The sequence below is a fragment of the Mesorhizobium sp. M0051 genome (assembly GCF_040323235.1).
GTDB lineage: Bacteria > Pseudomonadota > Alphaproteobacteria > Rhizobiales > Rhizobiaceae > Mesorhizobium.
The window spans coordinates 23,868-37,429 of the sequence record NZ_JAMYUT010000009.1 but is presented as its reverse complement, the minus strand read 5'-3'; the positions used below and the strand labels follow the sequence as shown (position 1 = coordinate 37,429).

Sequence of the window (13,562 nt, the reverse complement as noted above, 5' to 3'; positions counted from 1 at the left end):
CTTAGGATATCAAGAGATGGCCAGCCTCGAACAGTATCATTCCAAGCGCGATTTCAAGAAGACGGCTGAACCGGCCGGCAAGGTTTCTCGCGACAAGAAGACCAAGGCTGGCGGTATCTTCGTCATCCACAAGCACGCCGCGACAAGGTTGCATTACGACCTTCGCCTCGAACATGCCGGCGTGCTGTGGAGCTGGGCGGTGACGCGCGGCCCGAGCCTCGACCCGCATGAGAAGCGGCTGGCCGTGCATGTCGAGGATCATCCGATCGACTATGCACCGTTCGAAGGCACAATCCCCAAGGGCGAATATGGCGGCGGTTCGGTGATCGTCTGGGACGAGGGTACCTGGACCCCCGAGATCGACCCGGCCAAGGCGATGAAGAAGGGCCATATCAGCTTCGAACTAAAGGGGCATAAGCTGCACGGCCTTTGGCACCTGGTGCGGCTGAAGCCACGTGCGGGAGAAAAACACGACAACTGGCTGCTGATCAAATCGGACGATGCCGCGGCCCGCCCAGGTGAGGACATTCTCAAGGAGGCACCGGAATCGGTGAAGTCGGGCCTGACGATCGAAGAAGTCGGCGAAGGCAAGACCGCCAAAGGCAAGGAGCCAAAGATCTGGCATTCAACCAAGCCGGTCGTCGGCAAGGCGAAGGCCGGGGGCAAGAAACTCGACTTCATCGAGCCGCAGCTGGCCACGCTGGAACGGGATGCGCCGCCGGGCAAGGACTGGCTGCACGAAGTCAAGTTCGATGGTTATCGCATGCAGGCGCAGATCGCCGGCACCGATGCGCGGCTGCTGACCCGCACCGGTCTCGACTGGACCGCAAAGTTCGGCGACGAGATCATCGCTGAACTCGCCGGACTGAAGTGCAGCGACGCCATCATCGACGGCGAGATCGTCGTGCTGGCCGACAGCGGCGTTTCGTCCTTTGCGCTGCTGCAAGCCGATCTCTCAGCCAGGCGGACGGATCGCTTCCTCTACTATGTCTTCGACATGATGCGCCTTGACGGCAAAGACCTGCGCGCCGAACCATTGGTCGAACGCAAGCAGGCCTTGCGGGACCTGCTCGGTAAGCAGCCGGAGAATGCAGCAGTCCGTTTCAGCGACCATTTCGCCGAACCCGGCAACATCATGCTGGAGCATGTCTGCCGCATGGGGCTCGAAGGCGTCGTCTCCAAGCGCGCCGATGCGCCCTATCGCAGTGGACGCGGCCCCACCTGGGTGAAGTCGAAATGCACGGCGCGGCAGGAATTCGTCATCGGAGGGTATTTGCCGTCGGACAAGACCGGACGCGGACTGCGCTCGATCCTCGTCGGCTTCCACGAGGGCGGCAAACTGCATTATGCCGGACGCGTCGGCACCGGCTTCTCCGGCAAGGGCGCCAATGAGCTAAAGGCAAAGCTGGACCGGCTGAAGGCGACTGCCTCACCCTTCTCCGCCGCCGTGCCCAAGGGCAAGGGACTGGTCTGGGTCAAGCCGGAACTCGTCGGCGAAGTGGAGTTTCGCAGCTGGACGTCCGACCGTATAATACGCCATGCCTCGTTCCAGGGACTGCGCGAGGACAAGCCGGCGGAGGAAGTCGTGCAAGAAAAGCCGAAGGCGTCGACAGGCGAGGCAGCGACAGGCAAGGGCGCGGCCAGGGCCAGGTCTGCGGCCGGCAGCGCGGCCAAACCCTCCGGGTCGATGACGACCGCGATCAAACTCTCGCATCCCGACAAGCTGCTGTGGCCCGACGAAAAAATATCCAAGCAAGCGCTGCTCGACCACTACGCGCAGGTTTGGCCGCGCATGCAACAATTCGTCGTCAACCGGCCGCTCAGCCTGGTGCGCGCACCGGACGGCGTCGGCGGGCAACGCTTCTTCCAGAAGCATGCCTCGGCCGGCATGAGCGACAAGATCGCCCGCATGAAGGACCCGACCGACGGCGAGGAGATCCTGTTCATCCGGGATTTCGACGGCGTCGCGGCGCTCGTGCAATACGGCGTGGTCGAGATCCACATCTGGGGCTGCACCATCGACAAGCTTGAACAGCCGGACCAGATCATCTTCGATCTCGATCCCGATGAAGGCGTCGACGTGAAGGCGGTGCGTGAGGCGGCGCTCGATATCAGGGGCAAGCTCGACGAGCTGTCGCTGCCGAATTTCGTCAAGACCTCCGGCGGCAAGGGCTTTCATGTGCTGGTCCCGCTGAAACCCTCGGCCGATTGGGAGGCGGTTAAGCCCTTCGCCCATGATTTTGCCCGTGCGCTCGAACAGGCTGCCCCCGACCGTTACACGGCGACGCTGTCGAAAAAGGCGCGCACGGGAAAGATCTTCGTCGACTATCTGCGGAATGGCAGGGGATCGACGACAGTCGCGCCCTATTCGTCGCGCGCCAAGAAGAACGCCACCGTGTCGATGCCGGTGACCTGGGCCGAGATCGAGGCCGGACTGGCGCCGAATGCCTTCCCGATCGGAGACAAGACGACGCTGAAGCAGCTGACGCAGGCCGATCCGTGGGCGGATTTTTTCGAGCGGGGGAAGGTGTTGAAACGGGAGTGATCCAGCGCACGTAGCGCTCTGTCATGGCCCCCCTCTGGCCTGCCGGCCATCTCCCCCTCAAGGGGGGAGATTATGCGCTCCGGCGCTTTCGCCAACTATCAACGCTGTAAGGCGAGCGAGACGATGAAACTGCCAATCTCCCCCCTTGAGGGGGAGATGCCCGGCAGGGCAGAGGGGGGCGCTGTCCCACCGACTCTCACCTCAAAAACACCCTCTCGAAAGCCTGCTTGCCCGGCGGCGAGAAAATGACCGCGCGGCTGTTCTTCTCGCGGCGTGCCCATTTCTCCAAAAGTATCTTGTCGAGAATGGCGGCACCGAGCGTGCCGGCGAGGTGCGAGCGCCGCACGCTCCAGTCGAGGCAGGCGCGGCACACCGGCCTGCGCGGCTTGGTGTAGACATCGATGCCGATGGCGGCGAAATGCGAGGCGGTCGCCGGCCCAAGCCTGATCTCCTTGTCGTCGCGCAGAAGAATTTTTTTGGCGACAAGACGGTCGAGCATCGCCACCGCCCGCTCGCCGGCGAGGTGATCGTAGCAGACGCGTGCCACGCGCATGGCGCCGTCGCGGGGACCCGGCCGCACACGCTTCGGCCCAACCGCCTCCGCGACACCGGTGATTGCTTCGATCATGCCCGCGACCTGCGGTCCGGCGAGGCCGTAATAGCGATGCCTGCCCTGGCTCGCCACCGTGAGCAGCCCGCCTTCCATCAGTTTGCCCAGATGCGAGCTGGCGGTCGGCAGCGAGACGCCGGCCTCGAGCGCCAGTTCGCTTGCCGTCAAAGCCGTGCCGCCCATCAGTGCGTTGAGCATGTTCGCCCGCGCCGGGTCGCCGACCAGGCTGGCGACGCGGGCGATGTCGGGTCCTTCACGCATAGTTCGTTCCTCATCGAAGCATTCTTGTCAGATAACCACTATCCTCCGACCAGATCAAGGCGACGACGATGCCCGCGCGAACCGCTCTTCCCCTCTGCACTCTCCCCCGCCGTCAATCGTTCCTGGTTGCGCCCGCGGCTGCTGACCCGCTGATCGCCATCTGCAGCGTCTCGACCTTGCCGAGATCGACGATCATTTGCCTCACGACCTTGGCCTGACACCACAGGACGCGCCGCGAATGCGCGAAATCCTTCTGGCTGGCATGACCGCCTACCACTGCCTAGCAGATCAAGCGGGACGACGTTTCGACGCCGCTCGAACTATCGACGCAGAAACCCAAGGAGACCACGATGACCATCACCTGCTTCATCCGCTACGAGATCGACCCGTTCGGCAAGCCGGCCTTCGAGGAGTACGCGCGCAACTGGGGCCAGGCCATTCCGCGCTGCGGCGCCGATTTGATCGGCTACTTCGCGCCGTATGAGGGCTCGGCGACGACCGCCTACGCCGCCTACAACATCGACAGCCTGGCAGCCTACGAAGCCTATCGCGCCCGACTTGCCGCCGATCCCGCCGGCAAGGCAAACTACGAGTTCGCCAAGCGCGAAAGATTCATTGTGAAGGAGGATCGCATGTTCCTGAAACTGGCGTCAGGCCCGCACGCGAAACTGGTGCTGCCGTGATTGCCGTCATCTTCGAGGTCGAGCCGGCGGCGGGCAGGCGCGATGCGTATCTGAGCATCGCCGCCGACTTGCGGCCGCTGCTCGACGGCATCGACGGCTTTCTTTCCATCGAGCGCTTCCAGAGTCTGGTCGACCCGAACCGTATCCTGTCGCTGTCCTTTTGGCGCGACGAGGAGGCGGTGAAGGCCTGGCGCAACACCGACGAACACCGGCAGGCGCAGAAGGCCGGCCGCGGCGGCATCTTTGCCGGCTACCGTCTGCGTATCGCTCATGTGGTGCGCGACTATGGGCTGACGGATCGGGACGAGGCGCCGGCAGACAGTCGGGCGGTGAATGGGTGAGGGTTCTATCTTCGCCCCTGAGGGAGAAGGGAGAACCGCGCTCAAGCATTCCCGATCAGCACGCCCGCCGCAAATACCAGGGCGCCGCCCAGCACCACCTGAAAGGCGGCACGCAGGAAAGGGGTCTGCATGTAGCGGTTCTGGACGAAGGCAATCGCCCACAGTTCGAAGAACACCACGACCGCCGCGACACCTGTCGCCGTCCAGAAATGCGGGATGAGATAGGGCAATGCGTGGCCAAGGCCACCCGCCGATGTCATGACGCCGGTGGTGATGCCGCGTTTTATCGGCGAACCACGGCCTGATAGCTTGCCATCGTCGGAAGCCACTTCGGTAAAGCCCATCGAGATGCCGGCGCCGATCGAAGCAGCAAGCCCGACCAGAAAGGTCTGCCAGGTGTCATGCGTGGCGAAAGCGGCGGCGAAGATCGGCGCCAGCGTCGACACCGACCCGTCCATCAGCCCCGCAAGCCCCGGCTGCACATAGGTGAGGATGAACTGGCGCTGCTCGGCGGCGGCCTCTTCGTCCTTCACTTCGCCCGGCACGTGCTTTTGCTCCAGACGCTGCGCCAGCGTTTCGTGCCCCTGCTCGGCAATCGCCAGATCGCCGAGCAGCTTTCGGGTCGAGGCGTCGGTGGTCCGCTTGGCCGCCTCGACATAGAACAGATAGGCCTGCCGCTCCATCGCTTCGGCCTGGCTGCGCACATGCTCGATGCCAAGGGGTCTCACCAGCCAGTCAGGCTTGCGCTCGTAATAGCCTTTCACATGCTCGCGCCGGATCAGCGGAATGCGCTCGCCGAACCGCTCGCGGAAAAGCTCGATCAGCGCGTCGCGATGGCCATCCTCTTCCTCGGCCATCTCCTCGAACACTTTGGCCGATTGCGGGAAGGTTTCAGCCAGACCGTCGGCGTAGGCGCGGTAGATGCGTCCGTCATCCTCCTCGGACGAAATGGCCAGCGCCAGGATTTCCTGTTCGGTGAGCGATTCGAAGGGACGGCGGCCGAAGCCGAAGACGCGGGAAAGCATGAGGAATTCACCCTAGTTTAGAACAATTCTAAACTAGGGTTTGACGCGCCGTCGGTCAATTGCAGGCGGTCAAGAATTGTTGAAATCCGCGCGCGGGGCAAGGCCTTCATTATCACTGAATGTTCACCTATATAGTCGGGCCAAGCCAAGAATGAGGAAACCGCAGATGACGGCAAAACAGCGTCCGCACCCCTATGATCCCAAGCCCGTTCTCGATCTCATCGCCAGCATCGAAGCCGATCTGCAGCGCCTGAGAGGCCTGGTCGAGCAGCAGGTCGAGAAATTCGATCCCGCCAACCCGCACAACAAGGCGCCGGACGGCAAACTGACCGAGGAAGGCGTCGAGTGCTGCTACCGCATGTTCGACGAAGGCAAGTCGCGTTATTCAGTCGCCCAGCAGATGAAGATTTCATTCGCCGCTGCCACGCACCGGTTCAACAACTGGCGCAAGCTGGGCGGGAGCAAGCGACAGCGGACGCTGTTGGGGTGAGAGCCCGCTTCGCCGCAGGCGAATTGAAAGGTCCGGTGGACCTTTCAAAGGGCTCGAACCGGGGAGCTGCCGTAGGCAGCGGGCCCCCGGCTGAGCGCTCGACCGCCAGATGTCGGCGGGACAGCGCCGTGACGTTGGCGGTCGCCCCGCCAAACTTTGTAACGGTCACATTTTTTCATTGGTGCGCCACATCTGTTTGCGCGCATCATGCGAGGACATCGTCTCTTCCACTGGACCTCGCATGACCACCATGACCCCTCCCGGCATCGCCGACATCCATGCCGCCGCCGCGCTTCTCTCCGGTCTGATCGTCGAAACTCCCTTGATCGAATCGCAGGAGCTGAACAAGCGCTTCGGCGCGCGCATCCTGTTCAAGCCGGAGACGCTGCAGCGCACCGGCTCGTTCAAGTTCCGCGGCGCCTACAACAAGCTGTCGTCGCTCAGCGAAGAGGAACGCAGCCGGGGTGTCGTCGCCTTCTCGTCGGGTAACCATGCGCAGGGCGTCGCGGCGGCGGCGGCGATGTTCGGCGTCAAGGCGGTCATCGCCATGCCGGCCGACGCGCCGGCGATGAAGATCGCCAATGTACGCAAGATGGGGGCGGAGGTGGTACCATTCGACCGCTTTCGCGACGACCGCATGACCGTGATCCGCCCTTATCTCGAAGAGGGCATGGCGCTGGTGCCGCCCTTCGACGACCCGGCCATCATTGCCGGCCAGGGCACGATCGGCCTTGAATTGATGCGCCAGGCAAAAGCGCTTGGCGTCAGCCTCGACGCGGTTGTCGTACCCTGCGGCGGTGGCGGCCTGTCGAGCGGCATTTCCGTTGCCGTCAAGGACGCCTCGCCCGGCACCGCGGTGTGGGCGGTGGAGCCCGAGCATTTCGATGACACCCGCCGCTCGCTGGCCGCCGGCACCAGGGTTTCGAACGAGCCCGGCCACGCCTCGATCTGCGACGCCATCCTGACCGCCGAGCCCGGCCTGATCACCTTCGAGATCAACCGCAGGAATCTCGCCGGCGGCATCGCTGTCTCCGACAAGGCGACGGCACAGGCGATGCGCGACGCCATGGCCTATCTCAAGCTGGTGGTCGAGCCCGGCGGCTGCGTAGCGCTGGCGGCACTGTCATCAGGCGAGATCGACCTGTCGGGCAAATGCGTTGCCGTGGTGCTGTCGGGCGGCAATGTCGATTTCGGAACGTATGCCGGGATCATGGCGGCATAGCTGGCTGCCGAAGGATTGCACCGGCGCAGAATGGTGGCTGCAGCGATCCTTCACACCCCCCTCTGCCCTGCCGGGCATCTCCCCCGCAAGGGGGGAGATCGCAGCTTCGAGGTGCCGCTCATCTCTGCAATGCCGGAGGTTGGCGAAAGCGGTTGGAGTGCGTAATCTCCCTCCTTGCGGGGGAGATGGCCGGCAGGCCAGAGGGGGGTGCTGTCCCGCCGGCTTCCAAAACCTTCTGCACCGCAAAGGCGCCCTGACGCTCAGGGCGGCGTCTAATCCAGCGTTCGCCTGAACCGCACCAGTGCTACGCCGGCAAACAATGCCACGAACATCACCAGCCAGCCGATCTCCGTTGCGACCGCCGGCAGTTCGGCTTCCTTCAGCATCACCGCGCGGATGATGCGCAGGAAATGCGTCAGCGGCAGTATCTCGCCGAATACCTGCGCCCAGCCCGGCATGCCGCGATAGGGAAACATGAAGCCGGACAGCATGATCGACGGCAGGAAGAAGAAGAAGGTGAGCTGCAGCGCCTGCATCTGCGTGCGGGCGATGGTCGAGATCGTATAGCCGAGCAGCACCAGCGCCAGCACGAAGATCAGCACGGCGCTGAGCAGCAGCGATATCGATCCGGTGAACGGAATGGCGAACAGAAGCTTCGCCGCCGCCAGCACAACCACCACCTGAACGGCGCCGACCGCCAGATAGGGCAGTACCTTGCCCAGCATGATCTCGAGCGGGCTCGACGGCATCGCCAGAAGGTTCTCCATGGTGCCACGCTCGGTCTCGCGCGTCAGCGCGATCGAGGTCATCATCACCATCGTCATCTGCAGGATAACGCCAAGCAGGCCGGGCACGATGTTGTATTGCGAGATGCCTTCGGGATTGTAGCGCCGGTGCACCACCACTTGGAGCTGGCCAAGCGCCGCCTCGGCGGCCGCCTCCTGCATGCCGCGCGCCCGAAGCAGCGCCTGGCTGGCGACGGTGCCGAGCGTCGAGATGGCGCCACTGGCTACGGCCGGATCGGTGGCATCGGCCTCTATCAGGATCTGCGGGCTGTCGCCGCGCTCGACCCGCCGGGCGAAGTCGGCGGGTATGGTGACGACGAAGGCGACATCGCCGCGCGACATCAGGAATTCCGCATCGGCAGCACTTTGCGAGACGTGGTCGAAACGGTAGTAGCCGGTGGTCTGCAGCGCCGAGACCATGGCCCGCGTGTAGGGGTCGCTGCTCGTCGCCACGAGTGCTGCCGGCAGGCTTTTCGGATCATTGTTGATGGCGTAGCCGAACAGCACCAGTTGCATCAGCGGCACGCCGAGCATCATGGCAAAGGTGATGCGGTCGCGCCGCATCTGGATGAATTCCTTGATCAGCAGGGCGCCAAGCCGGGCCACGGAAAAGACGTTGTTCATGCCATGTTGTCCTTCGAGCCGGACATGAACTGGATGAAGACATCCTCGAGGCTGGTTTCGCCGGGCGAAACTTTCACGTCCTTGTGCTCTCTTTCGACATCGGCAAGTGCCGCCTCAAGCTTCTTCTTGTCGGAGCCGACGACATGCAGTGTCGCGCCGAACGGCGCCACCTGGTCGACACCCGGGCGGCCTTGTAGCGCTTCGGCCACCTGGTCGAGCCGCGGACCCTGCAGGACGAATGTGGTCAGTCCGGCATTCCTGACCACGTCGGCGACGGTGCCGGTGGCCAGCATCTTGCCGTAGGAGATGTAGCTGATGCGGTGGCAGCGCTCGGCCTCGTCCATATAGTGAGTGGAGACCAGCACGGTCAGCCCGCCGGCGGCGAGCCGGTGGATCTCGTCCCAGAACTCGCGCCGGGCTTTCGGATCGACGCCAGCCGTCGGCTCGTCGAGCAGCAGCAATTTCGGCTGGTGCATGATGCAGGCGGCGAGCGCCAGACGCTGCTTCCAGCCGCCGGACAACGTGCCTGCCAGTTGGTTGCGGCGCGTCGCCAGGCCGAGGTCTTCAAGCGTCCTGGCGACATGTTCCTCGACTGGCTTCAGCCTGTAGAGCCGCGCCACGAATTCGAGATTCTCGCCGATCGTCAGGTCCTCGTAGAACGAGAATTTCTGCGTCATGTAGCCGACTTCGCGCTTGATGCGCAGGCTGTCGGTGCGGATGTTGAAGCCCAGCACCGTGCCTTCGCCTTCGTCAGGCGTCAGCAGGCCGCACATGATGCGGATAGTGGTGGTCTTGCCCGAACCGTTGGGTCCGAGAAAGCCCACGATCTCGCCTTCGGCGACCGTCATCGTGACATGGTCGACGACGGCCTTGCCGCCAAAACGTTTGACCAGCCCACGGACGTCGATTGCGTTCATTTTGCGCCATCCGCCAGGTCGACATCGACGATCTGGCCCGGCTGCAGCGGGCCGGCATCGCCCTCCGGCCGCGCCTCGACGAGGTAGACCAGCTTCTGCCGGTTCTCCAAGGAGTAGATCACCGGCGGGGTGAATTCCGGATCGGGCGAGACATAGCTGACGCGTGCCTTTACATCCGGGCCGCAGCCGTCGCAACGGACGCTGAGCAAGGTACCGACCTTGATCGAGGCGAAGGCGCTCTCCGGGATATAGACGCTGAGCTTCACCGCGCCGTCGGGCAGGATGGAAATGACTGGAGCGGTCGGACCGGCCGTGTCGCCCGGATTGCGGATGACATCGTTGACACGGCCTGGCGAAGGGGCTGCCAGCACCCGCTTCGACAGCCGCCACTCAGCCTGCTCCAAGGTCGCCTGAGCCTGCTTGACCTGATTGTCGGCGGCCTTGATCGTCTCCGGCCGCGCCGGCAGGCCGCCGACAGCGAGATTGGCACTGGCCTGGCCGACCTGTGCATTGGCCGTCTCCAGCGTCGCCGACGCGGTGTCGAAATCGGCCTGCGTGCCGGCGCCGCGCTTGAACAGATCAGCGGCGCGGTCGTATTTGCGCTTGGCATCAGCGGCCTGGGCGCTGGCCATGTCGAGCTGAGCCTTGAGCACCGCGATCTCTTCCGGCCGCTTGCCGATCTGCAGGTCGGCCAGTTGCGCCTGCGCCTGGGCAAGCCCGGCCTTGGCCTGCGCCACCGCGATCTTCATATCGGCACTTTCCAGCGTCACCACGGTCGTGCCGGGCACCACTCGGTCGCCGCGTTTCACAGTGACCGTCTCGACCTGCGCCACCTCGATCGGCGCCAGCAGCACATAGTCGCCCTCGACATAGCCGACGGCCAGCGGAGGAGCCGGGGCACAGGCACCGAAAAGCTGCGCGGCGAGCGGCAGCGCACACAGGAAGCTCATGGTCTTTGCCCCTTCATCCTTGCCTCTTCCGGGCAGCCAGTATGGCTTTGAGATTGCCCGATGTGACCGCCACCACCTTGGCGGCCTCGGCGGCGCCGATGTCGTTCCAGCCCATGCGGCGCATCACCGCCTCGCGGCCGATGCGGAAATAGATGACCTGTCCGATCAGCGTGAACACGATGAGCCTTGTGGCCTCGCTTTCGGCCGGCTCGCCGGTCGCCTGTTCCCAGAGCTGGCACATCCGGCGATGCGTCGGCTCGAAGACGCCATCATAGATGCGGTCAAGGGCTGCCGTCGGATGCGAAAGCTCGCGCAGAACGAACTGCACGATCTCGCCGGCCTGCGGACTGGCCACGACAAAGCCGACCATCCGTTCCAGCGCCGCGAATAGTTGGGCCTGCGCCGCCCCCGCTCCGCCCGGCATGGGAGCCTGCGCATTGCCGAGTGCCTGGCCGGCGACCGTCTGGATGGTCTCGACAATGAAGTCGGCGGCAGCAGTACGAAGGCCCTCCTTGCTGCCGAAATGGTAGGCGATCGAACCGATATTGGCTTGCGCCTCGGCCGCGATCTCGCGCGTCGAAGTGCCGTCAAAACCCCGCCGCCCGAACAGTTTAAGCGCCGCCTTGACGAGGGCCGCTCGTGTCGTCTCGGCAGGAGATGCTTCGCGGCGCAGGATTTTGGCATCGGGTTGCTTGATCATGGCGACGCACTTTAATCAATCGATTGATTAAAGTCAAACTGCGAACGCCAGTTGTGGACGTCATTGTCTTGCCATGGGCGGCGGCAACCGATTTAGTGCGCGGCCATGAGCAAGGAAGTCGAACGAAAATTCCTGGTCTCCAGCACCGCATGGCTAGAACTGGCCGAGGCGGATATCCGCATCCTGCAGTTCTATCTCGCTGCCGGCCCCGGGCGTACGGTGCGCGTGCGCATCAGCGATGGCACTTCCGCCAAGCTGACGCTCAAATTCGGCAGCGAGGCGCGCGAGCGCGACGAGTTCGAATATTCGATCCCGCTGTCGGAGGCGATGGAGATGCTGGATTTCGCCATCGGACGTGTCATCGAGAAGACACGTCACCATGTTAGGCATCGCGGCCATCTCTACGAAGTCGATGTCTTTGGCGGTCCGCTTGCGGGACTTGTGATCGCCGAACTCGAGACACCGGAGGACGTGCCGGACGAAATGCTGCCTGACTGGCTCGGCCGTGAAGTCACCGGTGAGCAGAAATTCTACAACGCGTCGCTCGCCCTCGGGGAGATACCGGAGATCGCCGCATGAGCTTTCGCATCGATCCGCGCTTGCCGCTGACCGGCGAGGTCAGGCGTATCCTTGCCGAGGAAATCGGCAGGGCGCTGCATCACCTTGACGCCGCGCGGAGTCGGCCGGAACAGGCACTGCACAAATGTCGCAAGCGCCTGAAGAGCGCGCGTGCCTTGTTGCGTCTCATCCGTTCCGGTGACGAAACATTCTGCGGGACCGAAAACCAATGCTATCGCAACGTCGCCGGCCTGCTTGCCGGTCCACGCGAGGCGACGGCGCTGATCGAGACCATCGACCGGCTGGCGGCAAGCTTTCCCAAGGAGAGCGCCGACGATGGGCTGGGTGCGGTGCGCGACAGGCTGATCGCGCGTCAGCATGAATTGCACGAAGGCAGCGGGCTCGAAGCGGCGATTGGAGCGGCGACCGCCGCTTGCGAGGACGGCCTCAAGCGGATCGAAAGCCTTGCCTTGCCCGATCAGCCGGAACAGGCCGCGGACGTGCTTGCCGAAGGCGCCCGCATCACGTTGCGCCGTGCCAGGAAGGCGCTGGACAAGGCCGGATCGCGCGGCGAAGCCAATGACTTCCACGATCTGCGCAAGGCGGCCAAGACCCACGGCATGCATCTGTCGCTGCTCGGCAGGCTGTGGCCGGCCCCGATCAAGGCCCGGCGCAAGGCGGTCTACGAACTGGGCGAGCGGCTGGGCGACCTGCATGACGTGCTGGTGATGCGCGCCCTGCTCGAAGCCGATGAGCGTCCGCTCGGACCGCCCGAAGACACGAAGCTTCTGGGCAAGCTTTTGAAGCGGTCGGAGAAGCAGCTGAAGAAGAGCTGTCTGGCCGAGGCGGCCGGCCTGTTCGGCGACAGCCCCAAACGTTCGACGCGCAAACTGGCGCGCAAGGCGCGCGACGATCTGGCTCCGCCGCCGGAAGATGCGACCGCCAGTTGACCGACATGCGGCTGGCGCCCGGCTGTCTGCCTATGCTAATCGCCATAGGACATGACCGAGCCCGTCGACACGCTTCTGGATCGACTTGGCCGCTGGCTTGCCGGCCGGCTGCAGGAAGAATCTTCCGGCTACGAACCCTATACGCCGTCCGATGCCGACACGCTGCGCCGCACGCTTGAGCCCGGCGACATCCTGCTGATCGAGGGCAACCAGAAGATCTCGGCGGCGATCAAGTACCTGACCCAGTCGACCTGGTCGCATGCGGCCCTCTATGTCGGCGACGCGCTGGCTGAACCGGAAGACGGAACGGAGCGGCGGCGGCTGATCGAGGTCACGCTCGGCGAAGGCTGCGTCGCCGTGCCGTTGTCGCGCTACCGCACCTACAACACCCGCATCTGCCGGGCGAGCGGACTGGCGCCGGAGGATCGCGACAGGGTCGTCGCCTTCATGGTCAGCAAGCTCGGCCTGAAATACGACCTCAAGAACATTTTCGACATGCTGCGGTTCTTCCTGCCTACGCCGCCGGTGCCGGTGCGCTGGCGCCGCCGCATGCTGGCCTTCGGCTCCGGCGACCCGACGCGGGCGATCTGCTCGACGCTGATCGCCGAGGCCTATGGCCAGATCCGCTATCCGATCCTGCCCGAGATCACCCGTGCGCCCGGCCGCGCTTCGGCGCAGTCGAATTATTCGCGCAAGGAAATCCTGCACATCCGCCACCACTCGCTCTACACACCGCGCGATTTCGACCTGTCGCCCTATTTCCGCATCGTCAAGCCGACGCTGGAATATGGTTTCGACTACCGGCAGATGGTCTGGGACGACAAGGCAAGCACAGACGCCGCAGCCGCAAAGGCTGGCGAAATCGCCTCAGACACGTGATGGCCCCTATGGCGCGGCCTAC

14 protein-coding genes are annotated in these 13,562 nt (G+C 64.1%); 8 read left to right on the top strand and 6 right to left on the bottom strand.

Translation table 11 applies throughout. The features are described from left to right. The first annotated feature begins 16 nt into the window (after window positions 1-16). Entirely contained in the window at window positions 17-2,545 is a 2,529-nt protein-coding gene (gene ligD, locus NKJ90_RS11460; protein WP_352486107.1) for a DNA ligase D, read from the top strand. A gap of 196 nt (window positions 2,546-2,741) precedes the next feature. Here the strand turns inward: ligD and NKJ90_RS11455 are convergent, their stop codons facing one another. Beyond that, window positions 2,742-3,416 (bottom strand): ArsR/SmtB family transcription factor, encoded by a 675-nt coding sequence (locus tag NKJ90_RS11455; RefSeq protein WP_023762251.1) that lies wholly within the window; start codon window positions 3,414-3,416, stop codon window positions 2,742-2,744. Window positions 3,417-3,766: 350 nt separating this feature from the next. Between NKJ90_RS11455 and NKJ90_RS11450 the strand changes: the two genes are divergently transcribed. Both NKJ90_RS11450 and NKJ90_RS11445 read left to right on the top strand, forming a co-directional pair. Continuing rightward, a complete protein-coding gene (locus tag NKJ90_RS11450; protein ID WP_023762249.1) occupies window positions 3,767-4,099 on the top strand; it encodes an NIPSNAP family protein in 333 nt (110 codons plus the stop codon). Beyond that, the gene (locus NKJ90_RS11445) at window positions 4,096-4,440 is read left to right on the top strand and encodes an antibiotic biosynthesis monooxygenase family protein (protein ID WP_023762248.1); all 345 of its coding nucleotides are present in this window, start codon (window positions 4,096-4,098) and stop codon (window positions 4,438-4,440) included. Before NKJ90_RS11450 ends, NKJ90_RS11445 begins: the two co-directional genes overlap by 4 nt. Before the next feature lie 41 nt (window positions 4,441-4,481). Here the strand turns inward: NKJ90_RS11445 and mbfA are convergent, their stop codons facing one another. Next, window positions 4,482-5,465 carry an iron exporter MbfA gene (gene mbfA, locus NKJ90_RS11440; RefSeq protein WP_023762247.1) on the bottom strand — a complete coding sequence of 328 codons (984 nt, stop codon included), beginning with the start codon at window positions 5,463-5,465 and terminating at the stop codon, window positions 4,482-4,484. A gap of 166 nt (window positions 5,466-5,631) precedes the next feature. Here mbfA and NKJ90_RS11435 point away from each other — a divergent pair, with 166 nt between their 5' ends. Both NKJ90_RS11435 and NKJ90_RS11430 read left to right on the top strand, forming a co-directional pair. Then, window positions 5,632-5,955, top strand: coding sequence for a hypothetical protein (locus tag NKJ90_RS11435; RefSeq protein ID WP_031261100.1), 324 nt, complete (start codon window positions 5,632-5,634; stop codon window positions 5,953-5,955). Window positions 5,956-6,196: 241 nt separating this feature from the next. Continuing rightward, window positions 6,197-7,177: a threonine/serine dehydratase family protein gene (locus tag NKJ90_RS11430; RefSeq protein ID WP_023762245.1), complete on the top strand. Its 981-nt coding sequence runs from the start codon at window positions 6,197-6,199 to the stop codon at window positions 7,175-7,177. A gap of 272 nt (window positions 7,178-7,449) precedes the next feature. Here the strand turns inward: NKJ90_RS11430 and NKJ90_RS11425 are convergent, their stop codons facing one another. From NKJ90_RS11425 to NKJ90_RS11410, 4 genes are read right to left on the bottom strand one after another with little or no spacing between them, the layout of a single operon-like run. Further along, complete coding sequence (locus NKJ90_RS11425) at window positions 7,450-8,586, bottom strand: ABC transporter permease (RefSeq protein ID WP_023762244.1); 1,137 nt, start codon at window positions 8,584-8,586, stop codon at window positions 7,450-7,452. After that, window positions 8,583-9,503, bottom strand: a complete 921-nt coding sequence (locus NKJ90_RS11420) for an ABC transporter ATP-binding protein (RefSeq protein ID WP_023762243.1) — start codon at window positions 9,501-9,503, stop codon at window positions 8,583-8,585. Before NKJ90_RS11420 ends, NKJ90_RS11425 begins: the two co-directional genes overlap by 4 nt. Beyond that, window positions 9,500-10,453 carry an HlyD family secretion protein gene (locus NKJ90_RS11415; protein ID WP_023762242.1) on the bottom strand — a complete coding sequence of 318 codons (954 nt, stop codon included), beginning with the start codon at window positions 10,451-10,453 and terminating at the stop codon, window positions 9,500-9,502. The genes NKJ90_RS11420 and NKJ90_RS11415 overlap by 4 nt, the downstream gene beginning before the upstream one ends. Window positions 10,454-10,466: 13 nt before the next feature. Continuing rightward, entirely contained in the window at window positions 10,467-11,153 is a 687-nt protein-coding gene (locus tag NKJ90_RS11410) for a CerR family C-terminal domain-containing protein (RefSeq protein ID WP_023762241.1), read from the bottom strand. Window positions 11,154-11,258: 105 nt separating this feature from the next. Between NKJ90_RS11410 and NKJ90_RS11405 the strand changes: the two genes are divergently transcribed. The 3 genes from NKJ90_RS11405 to NKJ90_RS11395 are packed head-to-tail and all read left to right on the top strand — an operon-like array spanning window position 11,259 to window position 13,540. Beyond that, on the top strand, window positions 11,259-11,732 hold the full coding sequence (locus NKJ90_RS11405) for a CYTH domain-containing protein (protein WP_023762240.1): 474 nt from the start codon (window positions 11,259-11,261) through the stop codon (window positions 11,730-11,732). Then, the gene (locus NKJ90_RS11400) at window positions 11,729-12,661 is read left to right on the top strand and encodes a CHAD domain-containing protein (protein WP_023762239.1); all 933 of its coding nucleotides are present in this window, start codon (window positions 11,729-11,731) and stop codon (window positions 12,659-12,661) included. The genes NKJ90_RS11405 and NKJ90_RS11400 overlap by 4 nt, the downstream gene beginning before the upstream one ends. A gap of 51 nt (window positions 12,662-12,712) precedes the next feature. Then, complete coding sequence (locus NKJ90_RS11395) at window positions 12,713-13,540, top strand: YiiX/YebB-like N1pC/P60 family cysteine hydrolase (RefSeq protein WP_023762238.1); 828 nt, start codon at window positions 12,713-12,715, stop codon at window positions 13,538-13,540. Window positions 13,541-13,562: the final 22 nt, after the last annotated feature.

Bases quoted from the DNA above. Each gene is read 5' to 3' on its own strand.
- NKJ90_RS11455 (WP_023762251.1), bottom strand. From the start codon at position 3,416: ATGCGTGAAGGACCCGACATCGCCCGCGTCGCCAGCCTGGTCGGCGAC.
- NKJ90_RS11410 (WP_023762241.1), bottom strand. From the start codon at position 11,153: ATGATCAAGCAACCCGATGCCAAAATCCTGCGCCGCGAAGCATCTCCT.
- NKJ90_RS11435 (WP_031261100.1), top strand. From the start codon at position 5,632: ATGACGGCAAAACAGCGTCCGCACCCCTATGATCCCAAGCCCGTTCTC.
- mbfA (WP_023762247.1), bottom strand. From the start codon at position 5,465: ATGCTTTCCCGCGTCTTCGGCTTCGGCCGCCGTCCCTTCGAATCGCTC.
- NKJ90_RS11425 (WP_023762244.1), bottom strand. From the start codon at position 8,586: ATGAACAACGTCTTTTCCGTGGCCCGGCTTGGCGCCCTGCTGATCAAG.
- NKJ90_RS11415 (WP_023762242.1), bottom strand. From the start codon at position 10,453: ATGAGCTTCCTGTGTGCGCTGCCGCTCGCCGCGCAGCTTTTCGGTGCC.
- NKJ90_RS11420 (WP_023762243.1), bottom strand. From the start codon at position 9,503: ATGAACGCAATCGACGTCCGTGGGCTGGTCAAACGTTTTGGCGGCAAG.
- ligD (WP_352486107.1), top strand. From the start codon at position 17: ATGGCCAGCCTCGAACAGTATCATTCCAAGCGCGATTTCAAGAAGACG.
- NKJ90_RS11430 (WP_023762245.1), top strand. From the start codon at position 6,197: ATGACCACCATGACCCCTCCCGGCATCGCCGACATCCATGCCGCCGCC.
- NKJ90_RS11405 (WP_023762240.1), top strand. From the start codon at position 11,259: ATGAGCAAGGAAGTCGAACGAAAATTCCTGGTCTCCAGCACCGCATGG.
- NKJ90_RS11450 (WP_023762249.1), top strand. From the start codon at position 3,767: ATGACCATCACCTGCTTCATCCGCTACGAGATCGACCCGTTCGGCAAG.
- NKJ90_RS11400 (WP_023762239.1), top strand. From the start codon at position 11,729: ATGAGCTTTCGCATCGATCCGCGCTTGCCGCTGACCGGCGAGGTCAGG.
- NKJ90_RS11395 (WP_023762238.1), top strand. From the start codon at position 12,713: ATGACCGAGCCCGTCGACACGCTTCTGGATCGACTTGGCCGCTGGCTT.